At 68.4% G+C, this 25,861-nt stretch carries 22 protein-coding genes, 1 tRNA gene and 1 other RNA gene; 14 read left to right on the forward strand and 10 right to left on the reverse strand.

Translation table 11 applies throughout. The features are described 5' to 3' along the window. Window positions 1–148: 148 nt before the first annotated feature. A complete protein-coding gene (locus tag ACP699_RS01745) occupies window positions 149–652 on the forward strand; it encodes a DUF3145 domain-containing protein (RefSeq protein WP_017830431.1) in 504 nt (167 codons plus the stop codon). Between the two features lie 136 nt (window positions 653–788). Here ACP699_RS01745 and ACP699_RS01750 read toward each other — a convergent pair whose 3' ends face one another. Beyond that, entirely contained in the window at window positions 789–2,192 is a 1,404-nt protein-coding gene (locus ACP699_RS01750; RefSeq protein ID WP_127482289.1) for a PLP-dependent aminotransferase family protein, read from the reverse strand. A gap of 95 nt (window positions 2,193–2,287) precedes the next feature. Between ACP699_RS01750 and ACP699_RS01755 the strand changes: the two genes are divergently transcribed. Continuing rightward, entirely contained in the window at window positions 2,288–2,953 is a 666-nt protein-coding gene (locus tag ACP699_RS01755; protein WP_426168671.1) for a YczE/YyaS/YitT family protein, read from the forward strand. Between the two features lie 138 nt (window positions 2,954–3,091). Here the strand turns inward: ACP699_RS01755 and ACP699_RS01760 are convergent, their stop codons facing one another. The 6 genes from ACP699_RS01760 to aceE form a co-directional block, all read right to left on the reverse strand. After that, complete coding sequence (locus ACP699_RS01760) at window positions 3,092–4,330, reverse strand: beta-ketoacyl-[acyl-carrier-protein] synthase family protein (protein ID WP_017830434.1); 1,239 nt, start codon at window positions 4,328–4,330, stop codon at window positions 3,092–3,094. Window positions 4,331–4,427: 97 nt separating this feature from the next. After that, a complete protein-coding gene (locus ACP699_RS01765; RefSeq protein WP_017830435.1) occupies window positions 4,428–4,676 on the reverse strand; it encodes an acyl carrier protein in 249 nt (82 codons plus the stop codon). A gap of 68 nt (window positions 4,677–4,744) precedes the next feature. Beyond that, on the reverse strand, window positions 4,745–5,746 hold the full coding sequence (locus tag ACP699_RS01770) for a beta-ketoacyl-ACP synthase III (protein WP_055867826.1): 1,002 nt from the start codon (window positions 5,744–5,746) through the stop codon (window positions 4,745–4,747). Further along, window positions 5,743–6,663: an ACP S-malonyltransferase gene (locus ACP699_RS01775; RefSeq protein ID WP_055867828.1), complete on the reverse strand. Its 921-nt coding sequence runs from the start codon at window positions 6,661–6,663 to the stop codon at window positions 5,743–5,745. Before ACP699_RS01775 ends, ACP699_RS01770 begins: the two co-directional genes overlap by 4 nt. Window positions 6,664–6,753: 90 nt before the next feature. Further along, the gene (locus ACP699_RS01780) at window positions 6,754–7,950 is read right to left on the reverse strand and encodes a PucR family transcriptional regulator (RefSeq protein WP_055867830.1); all 1,197 of its coding nucleotides are present in this window, start codon (window positions 7,948–7,950) and stop codon (window positions 6,754–6,756) included. A gap of 31 nt (window positions 7,951–7,981) precedes the next feature. Next, entirely contained in the window at window positions 7,982–10,708 is a 2,727-nt protein-coding gene (aceE, locus tag ACP699_RS01785) for a pyruvate dehydrogenase (acetyl-transferring), homodimeric type (protein ID WP_426168678.1), read from the reverse strand. 153 nt (window positions 10,709–10,861) lie between these two features. On the opposite strand from aceE, the gene ACP699_RS01790 reads away from it, so the two are divergent. From ACP699_RS01790 to ACP699_RS01800, 3 genes are all read left to right on the forward strand, one after another. Continuing rightward, window positions 10,862–10,934, forward strand: a tRNA-Val gene (locus ACP699_RS01790). Between the two features lie 195 nt (window positions 10,935–11,129). Continuing rightward, on the forward strand, window positions 11,130–12,017 hold the full coding sequence (locus ACP699_RS01795) for a TIGR01777 family oxidoreductase (RefSeq protein ID WP_426168681.1): 888 nt from the start codon (window positions 11,130–11,132) through the stop codon (window positions 12,015–12,017). A 72-nt stretch (window positions 12,018–12,089) separates the two neighbouring features. Further along, entirely contained in the window at window positions 12,090–13,043 is a 954-nt protein-coding gene (locus tag ACP699_RS01800) for an L-lactate dehydrogenase (RefSeq protein ID WP_017830455.1), read from the forward strand. Window positions 13,044–13,081: 38 nt separating this feature from the next. On the opposite strand, the gene ACP699_RS01805 is transcribed toward ACP699_RS01800, so the two are convergent. Continuing rightward, complete coding sequence (locus ACP699_RS01805; RefSeq protein ID WP_426168685.1) at window positions 13,082–13,930, reverse strand: aldo/keto reductase; 849 nt, start codon at window positions 13,928–13,930, stop codon at window positions 13,082–13,084. 42 nt (window positions 13,931–13,972) lie between these two features. Here ACP699_RS01805 and ACP699_RS01810 point away from each other — a divergent pair, with 42 nt between their 5' ends. The 5 genes from ACP699_RS01810 (at window position 13,973) to ACP699_RS01830 (ending at window position 18,098) form a co-directional block, all read left to right on the forward strand. Then, window positions 13,973–14,395, forward strand: a complete 423-nt coding sequence (locus ACP699_RS01810; protein WP_426168688.1) for a YchJ family protein — start codon at window positions 13,973–13,975, stop codon at window positions 14,393–14,395. A 36-nt stretch (window positions 14,396–14,431) separates the two neighbouring features. Further along, on the forward strand, window positions 14,432–15,166 hold the full coding sequence (locus tag ACP699_RS01815) for a zinc ribbon domain-containing protein (RefSeq protein ID WP_151486423.1): 735 nt from the start codon (window positions 14,432–14,434) through the stop codon (window positions 15,164–15,166). Window positions 15,167–15,188: 22 nt separating this feature from the next. Further along, window positions 15,189–16,889 carry a bifunctional 3'-5' exonuclease/DNA polymerase gene (locus ACP699_RS01820; RefSeq protein ID WP_426168692.1) on the forward strand — a complete coding sequence of 567 codons (1,701 nt, stop codon included), beginning with the start codon at window positions 15,189–15,191 and terminating at the stop codon, window positions 16,887–16,889. A gap of 43 nt (window positions 16,890–16,932) precedes the next feature. Further along, window positions 16,933–17,289: RNase P RNA component class A (rnpB, locus tag ACP699_RS01825), an RNA gene on the forward strand. 152 nt (window positions 17,290–17,441) lie between these two features. Next, complete coding sequence (locus ACP699_RS01830; RefSeq protein ID WP_055872437.1) at window positions 17,442–18,098, forward strand: YoaK family protein; 657 nt, start codon at window positions 17,442–17,444, stop codon at window positions 18,096–18,098. A 98-nt stretch (window positions 18,099–18,196) separates the two neighbouring features. Here ACP699_RS01830 and ppgK read toward each other — a convergent pair whose 3' ends face one another. After that, window positions 18,197–18,943: a polyphosphate--glucose phosphotransferase gene (gene ppgK, locus ACP699_RS01835; protein WP_055867859.1), complete on the reverse strand. Its 747-nt coding sequence runs from the start codon at window positions 18,941–18,943 to the stop codon at window positions 18,197–18,199. A gap of 68 nt (window positions 18,944–19,011) precedes the next feature. On the opposite strand from ppgK, the gene ACP699_RS01840 reads away from it, so the two are divergent. The 4 genes from ACP699_RS01840 to ACP699_RS01855 are packed head-to-tail and all read left to right on the forward strand — an operon-like array spanning window position 19,012 to window position 24,532. Beyond that, window positions 19,012–19,236 carry a hypothetical protein gene (locus ACP699_RS01840; protein ID WP_017830462.1) on the forward strand — a complete coding sequence of 75 codons (225 nt, stop codon included), beginning with the start codon at window positions 19,012–19,014 and terminating at the stop codon, window positions 19,234–19,236. A gap of 2 nt (window positions 19,237–19,238) precedes the next feature. Then, complete coding sequence (gene glnA, locus ACP699_RS01845) at window positions 19,239–20,576, forward strand: type I glutamate--ammonia ligase (RefSeq protein WP_017830463.1); 1,338 nt, start codon at window positions 19,239–19,241, stop codon at window positions 20,574–20,576. Between the two features lie 9 nt (window positions 20,577–20,585). Beyond that, window positions 20,586–23,561 carry a bifunctional [glutamine synthetase] adenylyltransferase/[glutamine synthetase]-adenylyl-L-tyrosine phosphorylase gene (locus ACP699_RS01850; RefSeq protein ID WP_426168699.1) on the forward strand — a complete coding sequence of 992 codons (2,976 nt, stop codon included), beginning with the start codon at window positions 20,586–20,588 and terminating at the stop codon, window positions 23,559–23,561. Between the two features lie 50 nt (window positions 23,562–23,611). After that, window positions 23,612–24,532, forward strand: coding sequence for a diacylglycerol/lipid kinase family protein (locus ACP699_RS01855; protein WP_426168702.1), 921 nt, complete (start codon window positions 23,612–23,614; stop codon window positions 24,530–24,532). Between the two features lie 34 nt (window positions 24,533–24,566). Here ACP699_RS01855 and ACP699_RS01860 read toward each other — a convergent pair whose 3' ends face one another. Beyond that, window positions 24,567–25,700, reverse strand: a complete 1,134-nt coding sequence (locus ACP699_RS01860; RefSeq protein WP_235562500.1) for an AI-2E family transporter — start codon at window positions 25,698–25,700, stop codon at window positions 24,567–24,569. Between the last annotated feature and the right edge of the window lie 161 nt (window positions 25,701–25,861).

A 25,861-nucleotide genomic window follows, 5' to 3' on the forward strand; every position in this document is an offset into this window, starting at 1 on the left:
CCCGGTCGTCATGACCGGGGCCTTCGTCGTCGAATGACATGCTTGTGGTTTCCGCAGATCTCGGCGAGAATGGGCCCACAACCGCATATTCTCGCCACTTCGTGGTTCAGGTCGTTGGGGAAGACGCACCTGATGAAACGGAGAGATCATGGCGACGGCTTACGCACGCGGAGTGGTGTTCATCCACTCTGCGCCTCGCGCGCTCTGCCCGCACCTCGAATGGGCGGTGGGTCGCGCTATCGGGCGTGCGGTGAACTTCGACTGGACCGAGCAGCCCGTCCTCGACGGCGCCCGACGTGCGGAGTTCTACTGGGACGGCCCCGTCGGCACCGGTGCCGCTCTCGCGACGTCGATCCGCGGGTGGGAGCACCTCCGCTTCGAGGTGACCGAGGATCCCACGCCCCGCAGCGACGGCGGCCGCTGGCTGCACACTCCCGATCTGGGTATCCACTACGCGCAGACCGATGCCGCCGGCAACATCGTGATCGGTGAAGACCGCATCCGCTATGCGATGGAGATCGCTGCGGGCAGCGCGGTCGAGCTGCAGCGCGAGCTCGACATCGCCCTCGGCTCCGCGTGGGACGAGGAACTCGAGCCCTTCCGCCATGCCAGCGACGACGCCAGAGTCGTCTGGCTCCACAAGGTCGGCTAGCCCGACCCCACAGACCGGAACGGGGGAGGCGTGAGTATCGGATGCCGGTGAGTCATCCCGGACGCTGAGAAGACGTTTCCCCGCTCCGCACGACGAGGACCCCGCCCCGGAGACGAGGCGGGGTCCTCGTCGTCGGTCAGATCACCGCGGCGTGCTGCAGCTCAGCGTGCGGGGACGTGCCGGCGCCGCGCACGTCCTCCCAGGCCAACGAAAGGCGACGCATGGCCTCAGCCGTGCGCTCGGGCGGCAGGGTGATGGGGATGCGCAGTCGACGTTCGAGCACGCCGCCCGTCGTGAAGCGCGGTCCGGGAGGCAGGATCAGCTGCCGCTCGCGAGCAGCGAGGGACAGCGAGGTCGACAGCGGCGCACCGATGTCGAGCCATGCGGACAGCCCTCCTGGTGTCGGTGGCATCCGGAAGCCGGGGATGCCCGCCACGCCGGCCTCCACCGCTGCGCGACCGTCGTGCAGACGCTGACCGACGTGCGAGGTGAGCGCAGGCATGTCGGCGAGAAGCTCGACGGCGATGCACTGCTCGAGCAGGGCGGTGCCCAGCTCGAAGGATGGACGAACGGCGAGCAGTCGAGCGATGACCGTGCGCTCCGCACGGATCCAACCGATGCGCATCCCGCCCCACGCGATCTTCGACATCGATCCGACCGTGATCACATTGGGTCCGCTCGCGGCCATCGGAGCCGGCGACCAGCCGCGGTCGATATCGAGCTCGGTGGTCGTCTCATCGACGATGAGCTGAGTGCCCACGTTGCGCGCCGTCGTGACGATGCGTGAGCGCTCCTCGTCAGGCAGCGTGGCGCCGGTCGGGTTGTGAAAGTCGGGGATGAGGTAGGCGACATGGGGGCGGGAGCCGAGCAGAGTCTCGTTCAGATGGCGCGTGTCCCATCCGTCGACGTCGACGGGGGTCGGAAGCAGACGGTATCCGTGCCGGTGCAGCGCCTCGAGCGCGTGCGGGAACGTGGGCTGCTCGACCAGAGCCCTCTCGCCGCGCCGTCCGATCGCCGCGAGGATCAGGTTCACCGCGTTGAGCGCCCCAGAGGTGATGATGATCTCGTCGGCCGAGGTCGGTGCTCCGCGATCGCGGAACCGCTGCGCTACGGCCTCTCGGAGCTCCGGAAGGCCACGGAGGGAGTATCCGCTGGTGCCGCGCAATGCCGCAAGACGGGGCAGGGATCGGACCGTCGCGTCATACAGTCCCGGTGTGGAGTCCATCGACGCGATGGACAGATCGATGGCGTCGTCGTCGGCATCAGTGCCGGGCGCGGCGTGTCCGTTCGGCAGGGTGACGCGCGTGCTGCCTCCGTGCAGACGGGAGACGTACCCGTCGGCCTCGAGAAGCCCGTAGGTGCGGGTGATCGTGGAGCGGGAACGGCGAAGCTCCACCGCGAGAGCGCGCTCGCTCGGCAGACGTTCGCCGACCGTGAGCCGGCCGTCGAGGATCAGCGCCCTGATCCGGTCGGCGAGCGTCGTCGCTGCGGAGCCTGCCACGTTGTGCGCCCCGAGCTGTTCGACGAGTCGTGATCCCATGCGTCCAGCATGCCGCAAAGTGGCCTGACGAGTGCAGGCCACTTTGCGATGAGTGGATTCGCTGACGGACGTGGCCCAGGGGCCAGAGTGGAAGCATGCTCCTGCGCTCCGTCGTGCTCCCCGTGACCGCCACCAGTCGGCGTGACCTCGTCGAGCGGCTCGTACAGCTGCTCGTGGGCCTCTTCCTCTACGGCGTGGCCCTCGGCTTCATGGTGCGCGGCGGCATCGGCGTCGCGCCGTGGGACGTCCTGGCGCTCGGTCTCGCCGAGCAGACCGGCCTCCGATACGGCGTCATGACCGTCGTCGTGTCCATCGTCGTGCTGCTGCTGTGGATCCCGCTGCGTCAGCGGGTGGGGCTCGGCACCGTCTTGAACGCGCTCCTCGTCGGGCCCAGCGCCGACCTCGCGCTCGCTCTGATCCCGCAGCCCGCTTCGGTGTGGATCGGCGCCCCCATGTTCGTCTTCGGACTCCTGCTGCTGGCCTTCGCGACCGGTCTGTACATCGCCGCAGACTTCGGTCCCGGACCCCGCGATGGATTGATGACAGGCCTCGTCCGACGTACCGGCTGGGCGGTGTGGCTGGTGCGGACACTGATCGAAGGCGGCGTGCTGCTGATCGGATTCCTGCTCGGTGGACCCGTCGGCGTGGGAACCGTGCTCTTCGCCTTCGGCGTCGGGCCGCTGATCGGCTGGTTCCTCCCGCGCATCACGCGGATGAGGGAAGCACGTTCGCAGAAGCTCGGCCTGCTCCGCTCCGCCTGACGGATCACCGCGCACCTGCATGACCTGCGCACACGTGCATGACTGAGTACCGGCGGATGCTCAGTCATCCGTGTGATCCTCATGCAGATGAGAAGAGCGGCCCTCGGAATCCCGAGGGCCGCTCATCGGCATGGCGTGTCAGTCGGCGCTGGCGACCACCAGCACGGCGTTGTGACCGCCGAAGCCGAACGAGTTGCTGATCGCGAACTGCGGACCCTCGCCGAGCGGGGTGGCGTCGCCCGAAAGACGGAACGGGACAGCGGGATCGGGCTCCGTCATGTTGATCGTGGGCGGTGCGACACGGTCGCGCAGGGCGAGGAGCGCGAAGATCGCCTCGAGTGCGCCGGTGCCTCCGAGCAGGTGCCCGGTCGATGCCTTCGTCGCCGAGACGGGGATCTCGTCGATCCGGTCTCCGAAGACCTTCTTGAGCGCCACGTACTCGTTGGGGTCGCCGACCGGGGTCGACGTCGCGTGCGCGTTGATGTGGGTGACCTGGTCGGCGGTGATGCCGGCCTCTTCGAGCGCCTGCGTCACCGCACGTGCGGCACCGTTGCCCTCGGGGTCGTTGCCGGTGATGTGGTAGGCATCGGCGGTGACGCCTCCGCCGAGCACATAGCCGTAGATCTTGGCGCCGCGAGCCTTCGCGTGCTCCTCGGTCTCGAGGATCAGGGCTGCGGCCCCCTCGCCCATGACGAATCCGTCACGGTCGATCGCGCCCGGTCGGGACGCGTGGGCCGGGTCGTCGTTCCGACGCGAGAGCGCCTGCGCGGAGGCGAACGATGCCATCGTGATCGGGTGGATCGCGGACTCCGTGCCACCGGCGATCACGACGTCGGCGAGACCGTCCTGAAGGTGGTGGAAGGCGTGGATGATCGACTCGGTGCTGGAGGCGCACGCGCTGACGACGGTCTGCGCGTAGGCGCGGGCGTGGAACTGCAGCGACAGGTTTCCTGCAGCGGCGTTCGGCATGAGCATCGGGACGGTGAGCGGCATCACCCGGCGCGGGCCCTTCTCGCGGAGGGTGTCCCAGGCGTCCAGGAGCGTCCAGAGTCCACCGATGCCGGTGGCGAAGTCGACACCGAGTCGCTCGGGGGCGACTTCGGGGGAACCGGCATCCGCCCACGCCTCGCGCGCCGCGATCAACGCGAACTGCGACGAGGGGTCGAGACGCTTGGCCTCGTGGCGGGGGAGAACCTCTTCCGGGCGGACGATCGCCTCGGCGGCGAAGGTGACGGGCAGCTCGTACTGCTGTACCCAGTCGTGCTCGAGCGTGCGGGTGCCGGACATGCCGGCCAGCAGGTTCGTCCAGTTCTCCGGGGCCGTTCCGCCGATGGCGGAGGTGGCGCCGATGCCGGTGACGACGATGCGCTTGGTCATGGGGTGTGGTTCCTTGTCGAAACGAAGTCGAACGGGTGGGAGGGCAGGTCGGAGGATGCCACTCCCCGCGAGGTGCGGGGGTGGCATCCTGCCGGGATTACTCCTGGCCCGCGACGATGAAGCTGACGGCGTCGCCGACGGTCTTCAGGTTCTTGACCTCGTCGTCGGGGATGGTGACGCCGAACTTCTCCTCGGCGTTGACGACGATCGTCATCATCGAGATGGAGTCGATGTCGAGGTCGTCCGTGAACGACTTCTCGAGGGCGACCTCGGAAGCGTTGATGCCGGTCTCGTCGGTGATGAGCTCTGCGAGGCCAGCGAGGACCTCATCGTTGGTGAAAGCCATGTGGTCTTCCTCTTTCTTGCGGGTTGTTTTCGGAACCGTGGAACAGTCTAGGGAAAGTCAGCGCATTCTCAGGGAAGGACGACGACCTGTGCGGCGAACACGAGGCCGGCGCCGAAGCCGATCTGCAGTGCGAGACCGCCCGACAGCTCGGGGTGCTCGGCCATCAGGCGGTGGCTGGCCAGCGGGATCGACGCCGCCGAGGTGTTGCCCGTGGTCTCGATGTCGCGGGCGATCACCGTGCTCTCCGGCAGCTTGAGCTGCTTGGCGAACTCGTCGATGATGCGCATGTTGGCCTGGTGGGGGATGAACGCGGCGATGTCGGTCGGCTCGACGCCGGCCTTGTCCAGCGCCTCACGGGCGACCTTGGCCATCTCCCAGACGGCCCAGCGGAAGACCGTCGGGCCCTCCTGACGAAGGGTCGGCCACGGCACCACGCCGTCGCGGAAGTCGGTGAGGGTGCCGTTCATTCCCACAGCGTCGGCCTTCGAGCCATCCGAACCCCACACCGCCGGTGCGATGCCCGGCGTGTCGCTCGGACCGATCAGGGCTGCGCCTGCACCGTCGCCGAGCAGGAACGAGATGCTGCGATCGGTCGGGTCGACGACGTCGGACAGCTTCTCCGTGCCGATGACCAGTGCGTAGCGGGCGGCGCCGGCCTTGATCAGCGCGTCGGCCTGGGCGATCGCGTAGGCGTATCCTGCGCAGGCCGCGTTGATGTCGTAGGCGGCTGCGGGGTTCGCCCCGACACGGTCGGCGACGATGGCCGAGACCGAGGGGGTCTGCTTGGGGTTGCTGATGGTCGCGACGATCACCAGGTCGACCTGGTCCGCCGCGACGCCCGACTTCTCGATGGCCTCGGCAGCCGCCGCGGTCGCGAGGTCGATCGCATCGGTGCCCTTGTCGGCGCGAGCGCGGGTGACGATGCCGGTGCGCTGACGGATCCACTCGTCGCTGGAGTCGATGGGGCCGATCAGGTCTTCGTTCGGCACGGCATTCTCGCCACGGGCGGCGCCGTAGGAGTAGATGCGCGTGTACGCGGGACCGGTGAGCTGGGCGAGCGTGACGCTCATGCGGCTTCTCCGTTCAGCAGCGCGACGGCTGCATCAAGGTCTTCAGGGGTCTTCACAGCGACGGTCGGTACACCGCGGAGGCCGCGCTTGGCGAGGCCGACCAGGGCGCCGGCCGGAGCGAGTTCGATGACACCGGTGACGCCCGCGTCGGCGAAGGACTGCATGCAGAGGTCCCAACGCACCGGGGACGACACCTGATCGACGAGGAAGCTCAGCGCCTGCGCTCCGTCGGCCACGGCGGAGCCGTCGCGGTTGGTCCACAGCGTGATGTCGGGGTTGGCGGGCGTGACGTCGGATACCGCATCGCGGAGCGAGGCGACGGCCGATGCCATGTACCGCGTGTGGAACGCGCCGGCGACCTGCAGAGGGATCACGCGGGTGCCCTTGAGGGGCTCCTCGGCGAGTGCCGCGAGAGCGGGGAGGGCGCCTGCGACCACGATCTGGCCGCCGCCGTTGTAGTTGGCGGGGGAGAGGTCGAGTTCGGCGAGGCGCGCGAGAAGGGCTTCCTCGTCACCGCCGAGGACCGCACTCATTCCTGTCTGCTCCTGCGCTGCCGCATCGGCCATCGCGCGGCCGCGGATGCCCACCAGGCGCATGCCGGTGTCGGCATCGATCACACGGCTGCCGACGAGTGCGGCGATCTCACCGACCGAGTGCCCGGCGATGCCGTCGGCACGTCGACCGGCGCGCTGCGTGAGGGCATCCCCGGCGATCAGCGACGCGGCGACGATCAGCGGCTGAGCGATGCGGGTGTCCCGGATCGTGTCGGCGTCCGATGCCGTGCCGTGTTCGCGAAGATCGACCTCCGCGGCGTCCGAGTAGGCGTCGAGGCGTTCTGCCACTCCGTCGAGCTCGAGCCAAGGAGCGAGGAATCCGGGGGTCTGCGAGCCCTGACCTGGGCATACGACGACAATCACCCACCCAGTCTGCCAACGTTTGCGGCAGAGCGGTGGATGATCCATCACAAGATTCCGAAAAACCCTTGTGTGTGGCGTACAGAGAAGGGTTCAGCGCTGGGTGCGTCGGAGCGGGGCGCGCCGACGCACCTGATCCGCCGCACCGATCGAGCCGAGGATCAGAGCGGTCTGCAGGATGAGCGCTTCGCGGGGGCCGGTGGCATCCCAGCCGATGACTTCGCTCACGCGCTTGAGGCGGTAGCGCACGGTGTTGGGGTGCACGAACAGCTCGCGCGCCGTGGCCTCCAGGGAGCGCCCGTTGTCGAGGTAGCTCCAGAGGGTGGTGACCAAGTCGGTGGAGTGCGCCTGCAAGGGGCGGAAAATGCGCTCGATCAGCGTCTGCTTCGCCAACGGGTCTCCGGCGAGTGCGCGCTCTGGCAGCAGATCATCAGCCTCGACCGGACGGGGTGCGCCGCGCCATGCGCGGGCGACCGCGAATCCTGCGAGGGCGGCACGGGCGCTCTGGCTCGCGTCCACGAGCGCCGCGACCTCGGGTCCGAGCACGACGTATCCGGGCCCGAACGACGGTTCCAGGCGGGAGGCGATCTCCTGGAAGCCGAGTTCTTCCTCTTCGAGCTCCTGACCCTCGACTCTGGCGCGGCCGAGCACCAGGACGAGGCGGGAGCCCTGCACACCGATGAGCACGTCGACGGCGAGCTTCCTGGCGGTGCGGCGGACCAAGTCGACGTCGAACTGCGGAGGTGTCGTCCCGACGAGGACGGCGACCTCGCCGTGACCGTGCCACCCGAGTGCGGCGATCCGGCTCGGCAGCTCTTCATCGGCCTCGCCGGTGAGGATCGAGTCGACGACGAGTGCTTCCAGGCGCGCGTCCCATAGGCCGCGGGCCTCGGCTGCCCTCGCGTACACGTCGGCCGCCGCGAAGGCGACGTCGCGGGAGTAGAGCAGGATCGCCTCGCGCAGATCGTTCCCCCGCCCGGCGACCCGCTCCTCGGTGACCTCGACGGTCACGCGGATGAGCTGCAGAGTCTGCTGGAGGCTCACGCTTCGCAGCAGCTCGCGAGGAGCCGCCGCGAAGATGTCCGCCGCGATCCACGGAGTGGAGGTGGGGTCCTCGTACCACTGGATGAACGACGTGATACCCGCCTGGGCCACCAGCCCGACCGCAGAGCGGCGGGCTGGTGGCATGTCGGCGTACCACGGGAGGGTGTCCTCCAGGCGCTTGATCGTCACCGAGGCGATGTCACCGGAGATCCGGCGCAGCCAAGTGAGTGTCGCGGCCTTGTCCATGCCGGAAGGAGGAGAACCTGTCACGGAGGGCTCAGCTTTCGCCGCCCGCGTTGCCGCTGGTGCCGGCGTTCACATCGTGCAGGCTGTACTTCTGGATGGCCTGCGCGGCGAGCGAGCGGTCGACGACCCCGTCTTCGGCGAGCGACTGCAGGGTGCGCACCACGATCGACGGGCCGTCGATCTTGAAGAAGCGACGGGCAGCGGCACGGGTGTCCGAGAAGCCGAAACCGTCGGCGCCGAGCGTGGCGAAGCGGTTCGGCACCCACGGACGGATCTGGTCCTGCACGGCGTGCATGAAGTCGCTGACGGCGACCACGGGGCCTTCGGCGCCCTGCAGCTTCTGGGTGAGGTACGCGGTGTGAGGCTCTTCCTCCGGGTGCAGGAAGTTGTGCTCGTCGGCGGCGAGGCCGTCGCGGCGCAGCTCGGTCCACGAGGTGACCGACCAGACATCGGCGATCACACCCCAGTCGTTCTTCAGCAGCTGCTGTGCCTCGAGGGCCCAGGGAAGTCCGACGCCCGAGGCGAAGAGCTGGGCACGGGGGCCTTCGCCCTCGCCGACCGAGACGCGGTGGATGCCGCGCACGATGCCGTCGACGTCCACGTTCTCCGGCTCAGCCGGCATCACCATCGGCTCGTTGTAGAGCGTGATGTAGTACATGACGTTCGGGTCTTCGTGGTTGCCGCCGTACATGCGCTCGAGACCGGAGCGCATGATGTGCGCGATCTCATAGCCGTACGCCGGGTCGTACGAGACCGTCGCCGGGTTGGTGGCGGCGAGCAGGTGCGAGTGGCCGTCGGCGTGCTGCAGACCCTCACCCGTGAGGGTGGTGCGCCCTGCCGTCGCGCCCATGATGAACCCGCGGGCCATCTGGTCGCCGGCTGCCCACTGGGCGTCGCCCGTGCGCTGGAATCCGAACATCGAGTAGAAGAGGTAGATCGGGATCAGCGGCTCGCCGTGCGTGGCGTACGACGTGCCGGCCGCGGTGAACGCCGCAAGGGCGCCCGCCTCGTTGATGCCGACGTGGACGATCTGGCCCTGCGGGCTCTCCTTGTAGGCGAGGAGAAGTTCGCGGTCGACCGAGGTGTAGTGCTGGCCGTTCGGGTTGTAGATCTTCGCCGAAGGGAAGTAGGCGTCCATTCCGAAGGTACGTGCCTCATCCGGGATGATCGGGACGATGCGGTGACCGAAGTCCTTGGAACGCAGCAGGTCCTTCAGCAGACGGACGAACGCCATGGTCGTGGCGATCTCCTGCGTGCCAGAGCCCTTCTTGGGCAGGGCGTAGGCGGTGTCATCCGGCAGCGAGAGGCCGACATGGGTAGAGCGGCGCTCCGGCAGGAAGCCGCCGAGCGCGTTTCGACGATCGAGCATGTACTGGATCGTCTCGTCCTGGGGGCCCGGGTTGTAGTACGGGGGCAGGTACGGGTTCTCCTCGAGCTGCGAATCCGTGATCGGGATGTGCATCGCGTCGCGGAACGTCTTGAGGTTGTCCAGCGTCATCTTCTTCATCTGGTGGGTCGCGTTGCGGCCCTCGAAGTGCGGACCGAGGCCGTAGCCCTTGACGGTCTTCGCGAGGATGACGGTGGGCTTGCCCTTGTGCTCGGTCGCTGCCTTGAACGCGGCGTAGACCTTGCGGTAGTCGTGGCCGCCGCGCTTGAGGTTCCAGATGTCGTCGTCGGAGTAGTCCTTGACGAGGGCTGCGGCGCGCTCGTCGCGGCCGAAGAAGTGCTCACGGACGTACGCACCGGACTCGGCCTTGTACGTCTGGTAGTCGCCGTCGGGGGTGACGTTCATCAGGTTGAGCAGCGCGCCCTCGGTGTCGCGGGCGAGCAGGTCGTCCCATTCGCGACCCCAGACGACCTTGATGACGTTCCAGCCCGCACCGCGGAAGAACGACTCGAGCTCCTGGATGATCTTGCCGTTGCCTCGCACGGGCCCGTCGAGACGCTGCAGGTTGCAATTCACGACGAACGTCAGGTTGTCGAGGCCCTCGTTCGCGGCGACCTGCAGCTGTCCGCGGCTCTCGACCTCGTCCATCTCGCCGTCGCCCAGGAAGGCCCAGACACGCGACTGGGACGTGTCCTTGATGCCGCGGTTCTCGAGGTACTTGTTCGACATCGCCTGGTAGATCGCGTTGATCGGGCCGAGGCCCATCGACACGGTCGGGAACTGCCAGTACTCCGGCATAAGGCGCGGGTGCGGGTAGGACGGGATGCCGTAGGGGGCGTGCGACTTCTCCTGGCGGAATCCGTCGAGCTGGTCCTCGGTCAGGCGTCCTTCGAGGTACGACCGGGCATAGGTACCGGGGGAGGCGTGACCCTGGATGAAGATCTGGTCTGCACCACCGGGGCTGTCCGCACCCTTGAAGAAGTGGTTGAAGCCCACCTCGTACAGAGCAGCCGAGGAGGCGTAGGTCGAGATGTGGCCGCCGACGCCGATGCCGGGTCGCTGAGCGCGGTGCACCGTGATCGCGGCGTTCCAGCGGATCCAGGCGCGGTAGCGGCGCTCGACTTCCTCATCACCGGGGAACTCGGGCTCGTTCTCCGAGGCGATGGTGTTGATGTAGTCCGTCGTCGGGACCATCGGCACGCCCAGGTGCAGCTCCTTCGAGCGCTTGAGCAGGCTGAGCATGATCTCGCGGCCGCGGCCGTGGCCCTTGGCATCCACCAGCTCATCGAGGGACTGCTGCCACTCGCCGGTCTCCTCCGGATCGCTGTCGAGGGGGCCCTGGGAGTACGGATCCTGGTCGTGCACGGTCACGGGGGAACCTTTCGTCAAGCTGGCAGGTCATGCCAAGGAAACGGGAAGCGACACGGGCAGCCTTGTCAGCTGTGCACAACGCGCGCCGGATTCAGCCTATCCCTCTTCTACGACACGGGTGCGCATCGGCCTCCCGATAGACTGACGACACCAGGGCCTTTAGCTCAGCTGGTAGAGCGCCACGTTTACACCGTGGATGTCGTCGGTTCGATCCCGGCAGGGCCCACACCCTCATCCTGCAGAACCTGGTGGCCGTCTGTTCGCAGACCTCGACGCCCGCACGGGGCTTCCTCCTTCCCTCTCACCGGTGGGCTGCGCGGGAGCATGCAGCGATTCTCCTGTCCGGCGGCGCCTGTCCACGCCGACGCGTACGCTGTAACGCACGACACGACTCGGCGATCGGAAACGGGAGCTCTCACACATGGCACGACGCATCGTCATCAGCGGGGCATCGGGCCTCATCGGCTCCGCCCTCGCTTCATCCCTGCGCGCCGACGGCATCGAGGTCACCTCCCTCGTCCGCCGCCCGCCGCGGTCGGAGGACGAGGCGCAGTGGGAGCCGGGGGAGAGCGCGCTCGATCCGGAGGTGCTGGCGGGAGCCGATGCGGTCGTCGCTCTCGGCGGCGCCAGCGTCGGACGACTCCCGTGGACGCGTGGCTACCGTCAGGAGCTCATCGACTCGCGCCTGGGAGCGACGCGAACCCTGACCACCGCGCTTCGTGCACTGCGCTCCGACGCTCCGGCCCTCATCTCGGCATCGGCCGTCGGCTACTACGGCTCTGCGCCCGGCGAGGTCCTCACCGAGGACTCCGCTGCGGGGCAGACCTTCTTGGCCGATCTGACCGTGCGTTGGGAGGCCGAGGCGCGTCAGGCCGAAGACCACACCCGGGTCGCGCTGCTGCGCACCGCGCCGGTCATCCACCGGCGCGGAGTGCTCAAGCCGCTCATCCAGCTGACCCGTTTCGGCGTCTCCGGGCCGCTCGGGCGCGGGACGCAGATCTGGCCCTGGATCTCGCTCGACGACGAGGTGCGGGCGATCCGCCACATCCTGGACAAGAAGATCGCGGGGCCGGTCAACCTCACGGGACCGACACCGGCGTCTGCGAACGACATCGGCCGAGCCCTGGCCGCTCGGATGCACAGGCCGTTCTGGGTGCCGGCGCCGGCGTGGGCGTTGCGTTTCGCCCTCGGCGACGCGGCCGATTCGCTGCTGCTTCCCGATGCCGACGTGCGGCCGCTGGTGCTGGAGCGCTCGGGGTTCCGGTTCACGCACGCGACCGCGACGGAGGCGGTCGCCGCCGCTCTGTGACCTTCTCTGTGGGACACATTGATCCGGCGAGATCGCTCGCTGATCGGGGTTCACCACTGCGAGACTGAGCGCATGGAGATCATCGAGAACTCGAAGCTCACGGTCGTCGGCGCAGGAAGCGTCGGGTCGAGTGTCGCCTACGCGGCACTGATCCGGGGTTCCGCCCGTCATGTCGCGCTGTACGACATCGCCACCGAGAAGGTCGAGGCAGAGGTGCTCGACCTCGCCCACGGCACGCAGTTCACGGGCTCCAGCGACATCATCGGCGGCAGCGACATCTCGGTCGCCGCCGGCTCGCACGTCGTGGTGATCACTGCCGGCGCGAAGCAGAAGCCCGGTCAGACCCGCATCGAGCTCGCCGAGGTCAACGCGGGCATCATCCGCAGCATGATGCCCGACCTGCTCGAGGTCGCCCCGAACGCGATCTATGTGATCGTCACGAACCCGTGCGATGTGCTCACGGTCATCGCGCAGGAGGAGACCGGGCTTCCTCCCGAGCGGATCTTCGCCTCCGGAACGGTGCTCGACACCTCGCGGCTGCGGTGGAAGCTCGCCCAGCGAGCCGGTGTCTCCACCGCCAGCGTCCACGCGCACATCATCGGAGAGCACGGCGACACCGAGTTCCCCCTCTGGTCTCGCGCGACGATCGGCACCGTGCCGATCCTGGAGTGGGAGACGCCCGGCCACCCTCGCTTCACCCTCGACGAATTGCAGGAGATCGCCGTCGACGTGCGCGACGCCGCGTACAAGGTCATCCTCGGCAAAGGGGCGACCAACTACGCGATCGGACTGTCGAGTGCACGCATCGTCGAAGCGATTCTGAGCGACGAGCATGCCGTGATGCCCGTCAGCACCGTGCTGCGCGACTTCCACGGGCTGGACGGTGTGGCGCTCTCGGTGCCGTCGATCGTGAGCGCGAAGGGTGCCGTGCCGATCCGGAACACCTCGTTCTCGGAGGGTGAGCTGGCGCTGCTGCGTCAGTCCGCTGACGCGCTCACGGCAGCCGCCGCATCATTGCGGCCGTGACCAGGCGGGTGACGCAGGGTCTCTGAGGCGGGTCTGCATCAGGACTCCTCGTGAGTCCTCGGGTCGGCGTCGAACAGGCGTCCGTCCGGACGTCCGAGCGCGGTGATCGCCGCCACCTCGGCATCGTCGAGAACGATCTGCGCCGCCGCGAGGTTCGCCACCTGGTGCGCGAGCGACGACGCCTTCGGGATCGACACCGTACCGCGGGCGACGTGCCAGGCGAGCACGGTCTGGGCGGTCGTGATCTCGCGGGCCGCAGCGATCTCGTGGATCACGGCCTCGTCGAAGAGCTCCCTCGCCCGCCCCAACGGGCTCCACGCTTCGGTGAGGATGCCGTGTTCCCGGTGAAACGCGAGCTGCTCCTCCTGCGGGAAGTACGGATGCACCTCGATCTGATTGACGACGGGTCGCACCCCGGTCTCGTGCTCGAGGCGCTCCAGGTGCTCCGGAAGGAAGTTGGAGACGCCGATCTGTCGGACCACGCCGCGGGACTGGGCGTCCACGAGCGCGGCCCACGCCTGGACGTACTCGTCCTGGAGGGGATTCGGCCAGTGGATCAGGTGCAGATCCGTCACATCGAGTCCGAGGCGCGAACGGCTCTCCTCGATACTGGTGCGTGCCTTCGCCGACGGGTGATGGCGACCGGGGAGCTTCGTGGTGACGATGACCTCGGAGCGCGGCACATCGGCGGCCGCGACGCCACGGCCGACCGAACCCTCGTTCTCGTAGTTGAACGCCGTGTCGATGAGACGGTAACCCGCGCCGATGCCTCCGGCGACTGCGTCTGCCCCGGCATCTCCGAGGAGTCCGTAGGTGCCGAGGCCGATGGCCGGAAGGGCGAACCCGTTGTGGGCGGTGAACGAGGGGACGACGGGCTGAGTGGTCACGGTGCTCCTTCTTGGCCTTTTCCCCGAGCGTACGCTGAGGGGATGACGACGGAGGCGGAGATGGCGTCGGATGACACCGTGATCGAGGACCAGGATCGCTGCCCGTGTGCGTCCGGGGACGTGTTCGGCTGCTGCTGCGGGCCGTTGCTCGACGGTGCGCCCGCGCCGACGGCGGAGCGCCTGATGCGCTCGCGTTACACCGCGTTCGGCCTCCAGGACGCCGGGCACCTCCTGCGCACCTGGCACTCGACCACGAGGCCGGAGACGATCGATTTCGAGCCGGACCTCGAGTGGCGACGGCTGCTGGTGATCGATCGCGCGGCCGGAGGCCCCTTCGACCGCGAGGGCGTGGTGGAGTTCGAGGCGTTCTGGCGGCAGGGCGCTGCGAGGGGCTCGCTCCATGAGCGCAGCCGCTTCGTGCGCGAGGACCGGCACTGGTACTACGTCGACGGCGACGTGCGTTGATGGGCGGATGTCGCGACAGCGACTAGATTTGGAAGCGTGAACGCCAGCCCCGAGAACCAGCGCACCCTGCTCGACATCGCCGACCTCGACCGGCGCATCGCGCAGGCCGAGCGTGCCCGAACGAAGCCGAGCCAGGCGGGGCGGATCACCGAGCTCGTCGCCATCCGTCAGGAGCAGCTGCGCGAGCTGACCGCTCTCGCCGGCACCCGTGACGACGTGCGCACCGAGCTGAAGCGTCTGGAGTCCGACGTCGCCGTCGTCGAGGCGCGTCGGAATCGCGATGCGGAGCGCCTCGCAGCGTCGACGAACTCGAAGGACGCGCAGGCGCTCGAGCACGAACTCGCGAGCCTTGCCCGGCGTCAGAGCGACCTCGAAGACGCCGAACTCGACGTCATGGGTCGACTGGAAGAGGCAGAAGCCGCCCTCGCCGCGCAGCAGGCGCTTCTGGACGCGACGACAGCCGAGGGCTCGACGCTCACCGCACAGGCGAAGGCCGATGTCGCTGCCGCCACAGACCTGGGTGCGCAGCTCTCCCGCGATCGTGCGGCCGTCGCCGAGGGAGTGTCGCCCGAGCTCTTGGCGGAGTACGCCCGTCGCGCCGTGAACAGTGCGGGTGCCGCGCTGCTCACCCGTGGCACCTGCGAAGGCTGCCGCATCCTGCTTCCGAGCACCGATCTGAACGACATCCGCCGCGCGGCGGACGACCTCGTGGTCTCCTGCCCCGAGTGCGGGTGCATCCTCGTGCGTACCGAGGAGTCAGGGCTCGCATGAGCGGTGCCTCCGCTCGCCGGCGATGACAGCGCCGGCGTCGGGCGTCGAACGACGCATCGCGCTCATCTCCGTCGGCGCTCACGAGTACGTCGCCGTCGAGCTCGACGGGAACGACGAGGAGCAGGATCGCACGTCGCTGCGTACCGATGACCTTCCGGACTGGGTCCGCACCGCCGAGGCATCAGACGCCCCGCGATGGATCATGCGGACCGCCGCCGAAACCTACGCGCTCCTCCTCGGAGCCGGAGTGCGGATCACTCGCAGTCACGACCTGGTGCTGTGTCATGCGATCCTGCGCGACACCTCCTCGGTGCCGACGCCACTCCCGGCCTCTCCGGAGTGGGAACGGCGGGAACTGACCGTGGCGGCACCGTCCCTCTTCGATGTGTTCGATGAGGTGGGCGGTGAGGATGCGATCGCCGCGACTCTGGATCAGTATCGGGCGCAGCGCCGCGTGATCGCCGCGGCGCCGGATGGACGTCTCACGCTCCTGTGCGCAGCGGAGTCGGCGGGCGGTCTCATCGCGGAAGAGATGCGGGCCGCAGGATTGCCGTGGGACGAGGGCGTGCACGACGCGATCCTCACCGACACCCTGGGCACCCGCCCGGTCGCCGGCGGCGTGCCGAGTCGCATGCTCGAACTCGGAGATCGTGTGCGCGAGCTACTCGGCGATGCCTCACTGCACCTGGACAGTCAGCAGAAGCTGCTCAGGGCGCTGCACCGCGTCGGGGTGCAGGTCGAGTCAACGAGCCGGTGGGAGCTCGCCGAGCACGACCACCCGGTCGTCGAACCGCTGCTGGCGTACAAGAAGCTCTCCCGGCTGCTCAGCGCCAACGGGTGGGCGTGGCTGGCGGAATGGGTGCATGACGGCCGGTTCCGCCCCGTGTACATCCCCGGAGGCGTCGTCACCGGGCGATGGGCCTCCGCCGGTGGGGGAGCGCTCCAGCTTCCGCGGAGCCTGCGCCCTGCGGTGCGTGCCGACCCCGGGTGGACGCTGGTCGTGGCCGATGTCGCGCAGCTCGAGCCGCGGATGCTCGCCGCGATGGCAGCCGACGAGGCGATGGCTCGTGCGGCCAGGGGGAGCGACCTCTATGCGGGCGTCGTCGCTTCCGGGGCGGTCGCCACTCGCGAGGAGGCGAAGTATGCGGTCCTCGGTGCGATGTACGGTGCCACGACGGGCGACAGCGGCCGACTGGTCCCGCGGCTGCGCAAGGTGTACCCGCGCGCCATGGGACTCGTCGACGCCGCGGCACGAACGGGGGAGGACGGCGGCATCGTGTCGACCTGGCTCGGTCGATCATCACCCCGCCCATCCGTGGAGTGGATGCGGCTGCAGTCCGAGGCGACCGATGCGGATGCCGATCCCGCGGTGGTGGCCCTCGCTCGGCGCAGGGCGCGCGACTGGGGGCGGTTCACACGGAACTTCGTCGTTCAGGGCACGGCTGCGGAGTGGTCGCTGATCTGGCTGGCCGAGATCCGTCACCGCCTGCAGCAGATCCCCGAGGTCTTCGCCGAGGCTGCGGCCTCCGGTCCTTTCGCACGCTCCCCGCACCTGGCGTTCTTCCTGCACGACGAGGTGATCCTGCACGTTCCGCTCGAACATGCGGAGGCGGCGGCCGAGGCCGTGCGCGAGGCGGCGGCCACGGCGACGACGCGACTGTTCGGCTCGTTCCCGATCGACGTGCCTCTCGATCTGCGCATCGCGGAGTCTGCGCAGAAGTAGCCGCAGGCCGCGGGTCTCCGAGAACGTAGACTGGAGACGCGAATGGGTCGACTGGACGGCCGCGTTGCGGGCAACCGCACCGAGGAACGTCCGGGCTCCTCAGGGCAGGACGGTGGGTAACGCCCACCCGGAGCAATCCGCGAGAAAGTGCCACAGAGAGTAGACCGCCCCGCGAGGGGTAAGGGTGAAAGGGTGGTGTAAGAGACCACCGGGGGCCATGGTGACATGGCCCGCCAGGTAAACCTCGTCCGGAGCAAGGTCAGACAGAGGATGTTGACGCGGCTCGCCGAGTCCTCGGGTAGACCGCTAGAGTGCCACGGCAACGTGTCGCCGAGAGAGATGGCCGTCGAAGGGGCGAAGAACCCCGGAACAGAACCCGGCGTACAGGTCGGCCCATTCGCATAAAGAAGATCTGATCAGGTCTCCTTCCGCCCGACTCCCGGCAGCGCGCCCAGAGCGCTGTTCTCAGGGAGGGCGTGCCGGGGCGCGGCGGACCGCACCGCCTAGGCTCGGAGTAGCCACCCAGAAAGGCACGTCCATGAGGCCTACGCCATGAGAGATGTCACACGACGGGGTCTGGCCTTGTCATTGGTGCTCAGCGGCGTCGCGGGGTATGTGGACGCGATCGGGTTCATCGACACCGGCGGCTTCTTCGTCTCCTTCATGAGCGGCAATTCGACCCAGGCCGGTGTGGACATCCTCGAGCAGGGATTGGCGTCGTCGCTTCTGCCCTTGACGCTGGTGGTGGCTTTCGTCCTGGGCGTCGCCGCCGGCGCGATGATCGGCGGGAACGGGAGACGGCGCGCCTGGGCGGTGGCGGCATCCGCGTCCGCCGTCGCTCTGAGCGCCGTCCTCGCTGCGGTGGTACCGACGAGCCCTGCTCGGTTCTGGATGCTGGCCTTCGCCATGGGGGCGCTGAACACCCTGTACCTCTCGGACGGACGTGCGCGGGTCGCCATCACGTACGCGACCGGCACGTTGGTCAGTCTGGGTCTCGCGGTCGCGGCGCTGCTCACCGGGCGCTCCGGATCCGCCTGGCGCCGCCCTCTCCTGCTGTGGGGATCCCTCGCGGGAGGCGCGGTGGTCGGTGCCGCGGCGCACCGGCTCGGAAGCGGCCCCGCGTTGCTCCTCGCCGCCGTCGTGCTCGCCGCCGCCGGGGTGGGTCTGGCCATGAGGACCCGCGTTCGACGGGAACCTCCGATCGACTGAGCGGGGGAGGAGGCTCCGGCCCGCACCTTCGCGAACACGCGAAGACCCCGATGACTACGGCAGTCATCGGGGTCTTCGGTGTCAGGGACGTGCGTGGATCAGTCGCCGGCGAGGGATGCGGCGCCGATGATGCCCGAGTTGTTGCGGTGGATCGCCGGGACGATCGGCGTCTTGAGGTCGAGAAGCGGAAGGAAGTCTCCGGCGTTCTTCGAGACGCCACCGCCGACCACGAACAGGTCGGGGCTGAACAGGAACTCGATGTGCGAGTAGAACGCCTGCAGGCGCTCGGCCCACTCCGCCCAGCTGAGGTTCTCCCGCTCGCGTGCCGACGTCGCGGCGTACGTCTCGACCGACTCGAACTCGCGGAAGTTGAGGTGACCGAGCTCGGTGTTCGGCAGCAGCACCCCGTCGTAGAGGAATGCGGATCCGATGCCGGTGCCGAGGGTCGTGAGGAGCGTGAAGCCGCGCACATCCCTGGCCGCTCCGTGGCGGGCTTCGGCGACACCCGCGGCGTCGGCGTCGTTCACGAACACGATGTTGCGGCCGAGGCCGTCGCGGAAGAATCGTTCGGCGTCGAAGTCGATCCACTCCTTGGACACGTTCGCGGCCGAGAGCGTCTTGCCGCGCTTGACGATCGCCGGGAAGGCGACTCCGAGCGGCAGCGTCGACTCGTGCACGTCGAGCGTCTTCAGAACGGTCTGCACGGCGTTGAGCACGTCCTGCGGCGATGCGCCCTCGGGAGTGGGGACCCGCACCCGGTCGGATGCCATGACGCCGTGCTCGAGGTCGACGATTCCTGCTTTGATTCCCGTGCCGCCGATGTCGACGCCGATCGCTTTTGCCATGGGCGATAGCTTAGCGACCACGGTGCGCGCCAGTAGGATCGATGACATCACGTGAAGAAGGGGCAGACATGTCTGACGGCGACCACAAGTACTGGTACAACTCCGCGACTGGCGAGATCGAGTTCGGCATGATCTCGCCCGCCATCGACCGCATCGGTCCGTTCGACACGGAGGCCGAAGCCCGCCGTGCTCCCGAGGTCGTCAAGGAGCGCGCGCGTTCCTGGGCCGAGGAAGAGGCCGTCGAGCAGGGCTGGGACGCCAAGGGCGACGCAAAGGGCCAGGGCGCAGAGTAGCCATGGACAAGCAGAGGGACTTCGTCCTCCGGACCATCGAGGAGCGCGGCGTCAAGTTCGTGCGGTTGTGGTTCACGGACGTGATCGGCACTCTCAAGTCGGTGGCCATCGCGCCCGCCGAGGTCGAGGGGGCTTTCGCGGAAGGCATCGGATTCGACGGTTCGGCGATCGAGGGGCTGACACGCACCTACGAATCCGATCTGCTCGCCCAGCCCGATCCGACGACGTTCCAGACGCTGCCCTGGCGCGGTGAGATCGACCCGACCGCGCGCATGTTCTGCGACCTGACGACCCCCGACGGCCAGCCGGCCGTCGCCGACCCACGTCACGTGCTCAAGCGCACGCTCGCGAAGGCCGCAGACGCCGGATTCACCTTCTACACGCACCCGGAGATCGAGTTCTATCTCCTGAAGTCGTCCTCGTTCGGACCCGACGGCCCCGTGCCCGTCGACTCCGCCGGCTACTTCGACAACGTTCCCGGGGGCACGGCGCACGACTTCCGCCGTCGCTCCGTGCGCATGCTGGAAGATCTCGGCATCTCCGTCGAGTTCAGCCATCACGAGGGCGGCCCCGGTCAGAACGAGATCGACCTGCGCTACGCCGATGCGCTGACCACAGCCGACAACGTCATGACGTTCCGCACGGTGATCAAGGAGGTGGCGATCGAGCAGGGCGTCTACGCGACGTTCATGCCGAAGCCGCTCAGCGGTCAGCCCGGCAGCGGCATGCACACGCACATGTCGCTCTTCGAGGGCGATCAGAACGCGTTCTACGAGGAGGGCGCGAAGTACCAGCTCTCCAAGACGGGGCGGCACTTCATCGCGGGCCTGCTCAAGCACGCGAACGAGATCTCCGCCGTCACGAACCAGTTCGTGAACTCCTACAAGCGCCTGTGGGGCGGCGACGAGGCGCCGAGCTTCATCACCTGGGGCCACAACAACCGTTCCGCGCTCGTGCGCGTGCCGATGTACAAGCCCAACAAGGGGCAGTCGTCGCGCGTGGAGTACCGCGCGTTGGATTCGGCCGCGAACCCCTACCTGGCGTACGCGCTCATGCTCGCGGCCGGGCTCAAGGGCATCGAAGAGGGATACGAGCTGCCGCCGGAGGCCGAGGACAACGTCTGGGCGCTCAGCGACGCGGAGCGACGGGCACTGGGCTATTCGGCGCTGCCGGCGAGCCTCGACCACGCCCTCGAGTACATGGAGGCGTCCGAACTCGTCGCCGAGACGCTCGGGGAGCAGGTGTTCAACTACGTGCTGCTCAACAAGCGCAAGGAGTGGGAGGCCTACCGCGGTCAGGTCACCCCGCTCGAGCTGAAGAACAACCTCGAGCTTCTCTGAGGGGCGCGCATGGCCCGTCCGGACGATTCCGTCTCGCTCTCCGCGCTGGCCAGACTCGGCTTCGCCGAGCTGAGTGAGGCGGCAGCGTCCCTGTCGGAGCTGGCGAGCATCCTCGACCAGCCGCGCACCGTGCTGCTCGAAGCGGCGGATGCGGCGGATCCCGATGCCGCCGTGCGCGGGCTGCTCAGAGTGGCGCGCCGTGACGAGGCGCCGCTGCGGAGACTTCTCGTCGACGAGGAGACGCGTCGACGGGTCTGGCGGGTGTTCGGTGCGTCCGAAGGGCTCGCCGACTTCTTCCTCCGTCATCCGGACCAGCTGACCGTCCTGGAAGGCCCCCTCACTGCTCTGCCGTCGTCCGACGAACTGCGCGAGCGTCTGCTGGCTTCGGTGGGTGCGCACGACGGTTTCGCGCAGTCGTCCGGAGACGAAGCCGTCGTCGCGATCAGAGTCGCATATCGGCGCAATCTCGCAGCCATCGCCGCCTACGACCTGTCGCATCCTGCACCGGAGACGATCATCGCACCGGTGTCGGCGGCGCTGGCGGACATCGCCGGTGCCGCGCTCGAAGCATCGCTCGCGGTCGCCAGGACCCGGTTGCGGGACTCGATGGGCCCTGCCGAAGTGGCGGCGACGCGCCTCGCCGTCATCGGCATGGGAAAGGCCGGAGCGCGGGAGCTGAACTACGTCAGCGATGTCGACGTGATCTTCGTCGGCGGCAGCAACGATGAAGAGGTCGTCACGGAGGCACGCGCCATCGACATCGCGACCCGTCTCGCGCGCGAGACGATGCGCAACCTCGATGCGATCGAGGTGGAGCCCCCGCTGTGGGAGGTGGATGCCGCGCTGCGTCCCGAGGGCAAGCAGGGTGCTCTGGTCCGCTCGCTCGCGTCGCATCTGGCCTACTACGACCGCTGGGCGAAGAGCTGGGAGTTCCAGGCCCTGCTCAAGGCACGCCCGCTCGCCGGCGACGCCGAGCTCGGCGCCGAGTACATCGCCGCGGTGCAGCCGAAGATCTGGTCCAGCGCCGCCCGACAGGACTTCGTCGAGAGCGTGCAGCGCATGCGCGAGCGCGTGATGGAGCACATCGATCCCGAGGACGCCCCGTACCAGCTCAAGCTCGGCGCCGGCGGCCTGCGCGACATCGAGTTCACCGTGCAACTGCTGCAGCTCGTGCACGGCCTCACCGATGAGTCGCTGCGCACCCGTGGCACGCTCGAGAGCCTCGACGCGCTCGTCGAGGGCGGCTACATCGGGCGGGTCGACGCCGCCGCGTTCGCCGACGACTATCGGCTGCTCCGGCTCATGGAGCATCGCCTCCAGCTGCGCGAGCTCAGCCGCACGCATCTGATGCCGCGCACTCCCGCCGGCCTGCGGACCCTGGCGAGGGGCACCGGACTCGCCGAGAGCGGTGAGCGGGTGTGGGCGCGCTGGGAGAGCGTGCGACGCGAGGTGCGTGAGATCCACACCCGCCTGTTCTACCGTCCGCTGCTGAGCGCCGTCGCCGGCCTGCCGGAGGAGGAGCGCACGCTCTCCGCCGCCCAGGCACACGACCGCCTGGCGGCGATCGGGTTCCGCGATCCGGCGGGAGCCCTGCGCCACATCGGCGCCCTCACGAGCGGCCTCAGTCGCAAGGCGACGATCCAGCGCCACCTGATGCCCATCATGGTGCGGTGGTTCGCAGACGGCAGCGATCCGGATTATGCGCTGCTCGCCTTCCGCCGCATCAGCGAGCGTCTCGGGGACACCCCCTGGTTCCTGCGGATGCTGCGCGACTCCTCCGGCGCGGCTGAGAGCCTCACCCGGCTGCTGTCCTCCTCGCGCTACATCGGCGAGCTCCTGGAGTGGATCCCGGAATCTGTGGCCTGGTTGGACAGCACGGGACGCCTGCGGCCTCGTGGTGCCGCTGCGCTGGACGAGGAGGCGCGCGCGATACAGACGCGCCACGAGACGATCGGCGACGCCCTGCGCGCCGTCAGGGCGCTACGCAGGCGGGAGCTGCTGCGCACGGCGATGGGGGCTGTCCTCGACGTCCTCACGATCGAGGAGGTCGCCACGGCGCTCACCGAGATCACCGAGGCCACGATCCAGGCGGCCCTGCGTGCGGTGATCCGTGATGTCGTTCCGCCGGAGGACGAGGCGCTGGATTTCGCGGTCATCGCGATGGGACGCTTCGGCGGCGCCGAGCTGGGCTTCGGCTCCGACGCCGACATCCTCTACGTCTACGACGCGAACGGCGTCGATCCGCAGCGCGCGCAGAAACTCGCGACGCAGATCGTGGCGGGGCTGCGCGAGCATCTCACCGACCACCGCCTGCCGCTGGACCTCGATGCCGACCTGCGCCCCGAGGGGCGCAACGGCCCCGTCGTGCGGTCCATCGAGGCATACACGGAGTACTACCGGCGCTGGTCGCTCTCGTGGGAGGCCCAGGCGCTGCTCCGGGCCCGCGGCGTGGCGGGGAGCGCCAAGCTGATCGCGCGGTTCACGGCACTGGCCGACACGATCCGCTACCCGGAGTCGGTCGACTTGCAGGGCACACGCGAGATCAAGCGCATCAAGGCGAGGGTCGAGGGGGAGCGGTTGCCGCAGGGCGCAGATCCCCGGCGTCACCTGAAGCTCGGGCCCGGTTCGCTCAGTGACGTGGAATGGCTCGTCCAGCTGTTGCAGCTGCAGCACGCGCACGCCGTCCCCGGACTGCGCACGACGTCGACCCTCGGTGCGCTCGAGGCCGCGGTGGCAGCGGACTTCGTGACCGAGGAGGATGCCACACGTCTTCGTGAGGCCTGGCTGCTCTCCAGCCGTCTCCGGTCGGCGATCACCCTGCTGACCGGTCAGACCAGCGATGTGCTGCCCGCGGACCGCAGGCAGCTCGACGCGATCGGGAGACTGCTCGGGTATCCCGACCGCTCGGCGACCGAGCTCGAAGAGGACTACCTCGGTGTGACGCGGCGTGCACGCAAGACGTTCGAGCAGCTCTTCTACGGCTGATCGAGCAGCCTCAGTTTGCGGTATCGGACGAGGTGTCCCAAGCTGACGATATGACCCACGCGCGAATCGGCATCGTCTGGAACCCTTCGAAGGTCGAGCAGGAGGTTCTGCAGACCGCGGTGAGCGGTGTGTTCGATGATCAGTACGACATCCGCTGGTGGGAGACCACCCCGGAGGACCCGGGCCGCGGCATGGCTCGCGAGGCCCGCGAGGAAGGCCGCGACATCGTGATCGCGGTCGGTGGAGACGGCACCGTGCGGGCTGTGGCCGAGTCGTTGGCGGGATCGGAGACTGCTCTCGGGATCGTGCCGCAGGGGACGGGCAACCTCCTCGCGCGCAACCTCGAGGTCCCGCTGAACAACGTGAAGGCCGCGCTGGAGCGTGTTCGCGACGCCGAGCATCGACGCATCGACCTGGGCTGGGTCTCGTACGACGGCACCGAGCACGCGTTCGCCGTGATGGTCGGGTTCGGCGTCGATGCGCAGATGCTGGTGGAGACCGACGACGACCTCAAGTCCAAGGCCGGGTGGCTGGCCTACGTCGAGGCGATGGGCCGTGCACTGGCCGGCACCGAGATGACCGACATCACCCTGGGGATCGACGGCGAGAAGGCTGTCGCCGTGCGAGGGCACACCATGCTCATCGGCAACTGCGGCATGGTGCAGGGCGGCATCCGTCTGCTCCCGGACGCGGTTCTCGACGACGGCAAGCTCGATGTGCTCATGATCAGCGCCGACGGCGCGCTGCAGTGGCTCGACACGCTGCGCTCGTTCGTGTGGGACAACGGTATCCGCCGACTCTTCGGCGCCACGGATGAGGCTGTCAGCACCGATTCCGCTCGTCATCTGCCCGTCGAGACCATCTCGGTCGAGCTGAAGACGCCGCTCGTGTTCGAGATCGATGGCGAGGAGATGGGCGAGGTCACCGCGTTCGACGTGCGCGTCGAGCCTGGTGCGCTGCTGGTCCGCTGAGGATCATCGAGCTCGCCGTCCCGGCGCCGTCCTCTCAGCGGGTGACGGGCGGCGGGACGATCTTCCGATCCTGCGCGGGGAAGGTCACCTTCTGAATGATGATGATGATGCTCGCGGCGACGGGGATCGCGACGAGTGCGCCCAGGATGCCGCCCAGCGCGGCACCGGCGACCGCGGCGATCACCACGAGGGCGCCGGGCACGGCGACGGCCTTGCTCATGATGCGCGGCGAGAGCACGTAGGCCTCGATCTGCATGTAGATGAGGTAGTAGATGATCGCGATCAGCGCCGTCAGCGGTGAGACGAAGAGGCAGATCAGCGAGTTGATGATCGACGCGGTCAGCGTTCCGACCAACGGGATCATCGAGCCGATGAACGCGATGAGCGCGAGCAGGGCCGGCACCGGGGCGCCGATGATGCTGAGGAAGATGAGACTCAGGATTCCGTTGACGAGCGCGAGGCTCACCTGACCGATGACGTAGCGACCGACGGCGCCGGAGACGTCTTCGAGGAGGCTGCTGAAGGTGTCACGCTGGTAGGCCGGGACGAAGCGGGCGGCGACATGCTTCATGCTGCGTAGCGACGCCATGAAGTAGAGCGTCAGGATCAGGACGATCGTGATCCCGGTGAAGCCGCCGGCGATGCCCGCACCCACCGCGAACACGCCGCCGCCGATGTCGAGGAAGTTGTTCGGGTCCTTCACGAAGCTGAGGACGCCCTGCACGGCATCGTCGATCGTGGAGCCGAACTGACCGCTGACGTCCTTGAACCAGGCGCTGGCCATGAAGTCCTCGATCATCCGCGGGCCGTCCTTGATCAGATTGCTGATCTGCTCGACGAGGATCGGGACGATGGCGAGGATGATACCGGCGAAAGCGAGGATGACCCCGGCCACCACGATCGTGACGGCGGCGGGGCGGGGGAGCTTCTTCTCGATGAAGGTGACGATCGGATCGAGGCCGAGCGCGAGGAACACCGCGACGCCGATGTAGACGAGCACGGTCGCGAGCTGACCGACGACGCTTCCGATACCCAGCGCCACCAGCACGCCGAGGGCGCCCAGCAGCCCGAACATGAACGGGTTGGTCCTGGCGTATGCGGCGACCGCATTCGAGGGCTGCGAGGGCCGGGGGTCGGCCGGGGTGCGCAGCTCGGTGTTCGCGGTCACTCTTCTACGGCGCATGATTCCCCCGGTCGATGGTCAGACTCACCAGTTGACCACCCGGGATGCCGCGCGGTCAAGCCGATGACGCGGTGTGGCGACCTCCGGTGTTCGCGACGTCACTCGAGCGTCGATCCGACATCGCACGACAATGCGGAAGAGCCCGC

Source organism: Microbacterium sp. DWRC1-3 (genome assembly GCF_049896645.1).
GTDB classification, from domain to species: domain Bacteria; phylum Actinomycetota; class Actinomycetes; order Actinomycetales; family Microbacteriaceae; genus Microbacterium; species Microbacterium maritypicum.

Excerpts from the sequence above, each read along its gene's own strand:
- ACP699_RS01745 (WP_017830431.1), top strand. The coding sequence starts at position 149 with ATGGCGACGGCTTACGCACGCGGAGTGGTGTTCATCCACTCTGCGCCT.
- ACP699_RS01750 (WP_127482289.1), bottom strand. The coding sequence starts at position 2,192 with ATGGGATCACGACTCGTCGAACAGCTCGGGGCGCACAACGTGGCAGGC.
- ACP699_RS01755 (WP_426168671.1), top strand. The coding sequence starts at position 2,288 with ATGCTCCTGCGCTCCGTCGTGCTCCCCGTGACCGCCACCAGTCGGCGT.
- ACP699_RS01760 (WP_017830434.1), bottom strand. The coding sequence starts at position 4,330 with ATGACCAAGCGCATCGTCGTCACCGGCATCGGCGCCACCTCCGCCATC.
- ACP699_RS01765 (WP_017830435.1), bottom strand. The coding sequence starts at position 4,676 with ATGGCTTTCACCAACGATGAGGTCCTCGCTGGCCTCGCAGAGCTCATC.
- ACP699_RS01770 (WP_055867826.1), bottom strand. The coding sequence starts at position 5,746 with ATGAGCGTCACGCTCGCCCAGCTCACCGGTCCCGCGTACACGCGCATC.
- ACP699_RS01780 (WP_055867830.1), bottom strand. The coding sequence starts at position 7,950 with ATGGACAAGGCCGCGACACTCACTTGGCTGCGCCGGATCTCCGGTGAC.
- ACP699_RS01795 (WP_426168681.1), top strand. The coding sequence starts at position 11,130 with ATGGCACGACGCATCGTCATCAGCGGGGCATCGGGCCTCATCGGCTCC.
- ACP699_RS01800 (WP_017830455.1), top strand. The coding sequence starts at position 12,090 with ATGGAGATCATCGAGAACTCGAAGCTCACGGTCGTCGGCGCAGGAAGC.
- ACP699_RS01810 (WP_426168688.1), top strand. The coding sequence starts at position 13,973 with ATGACGACGGAGGCGGAGATGGCGTCGGATGACACCGTGATCGAGGAC.
- ACP699_RS01820 (WP_426168692.1), top strand. The coding sequence starts at position 15,189 with ATGACAGCGCCGGCGTCGGGCGTCGAACGACGCATCGCGCTCATCTCC.
- ACP699_RS01830 (WP_055872437.1), top strand. The coding sequence starts at position 17,442 with ATGAGAGATGTCACACGACGGGGTCTGGCCTTGTCATTGGTGCTCAGC.
- ppgK (WP_055867859.1), bottom strand. The coding sequence starts at position 18,943 with ATGGCAAAAGCGATCGGCGTCGACATCGGCGGCACGGGAATCAAAGCA.
- ACP699_RS01840 (WP_017830462.1), top strand. The coding sequence starts at position 19,012 with ATGTCTGACGGCGACCACAAGTACTGGTACAACTCCGCGACTGGCGAG.
- glnA (WP_017830463.1), top strand. The coding sequence starts at position 19,239 with ATGGACAAGCAGAGGGACTTCGTCCTCCGGACCATCGAGGAGCGCGGC.
- ACP699_RS01850 (WP_426168699.1), top strand. The coding sequence starts at position 20,586 with ATGGCCCGTCCGGACGATTCCGTCTCGCTCTCCGCGCTGGCCAGACTC.
- ACP699_RS01855 (WP_426168702.1), top strand. The coding sequence starts at position 23,612 with ATGACCCACGCGCGAATCGGCATCGTCTGGAACCCTTCGAAGGTCGAG.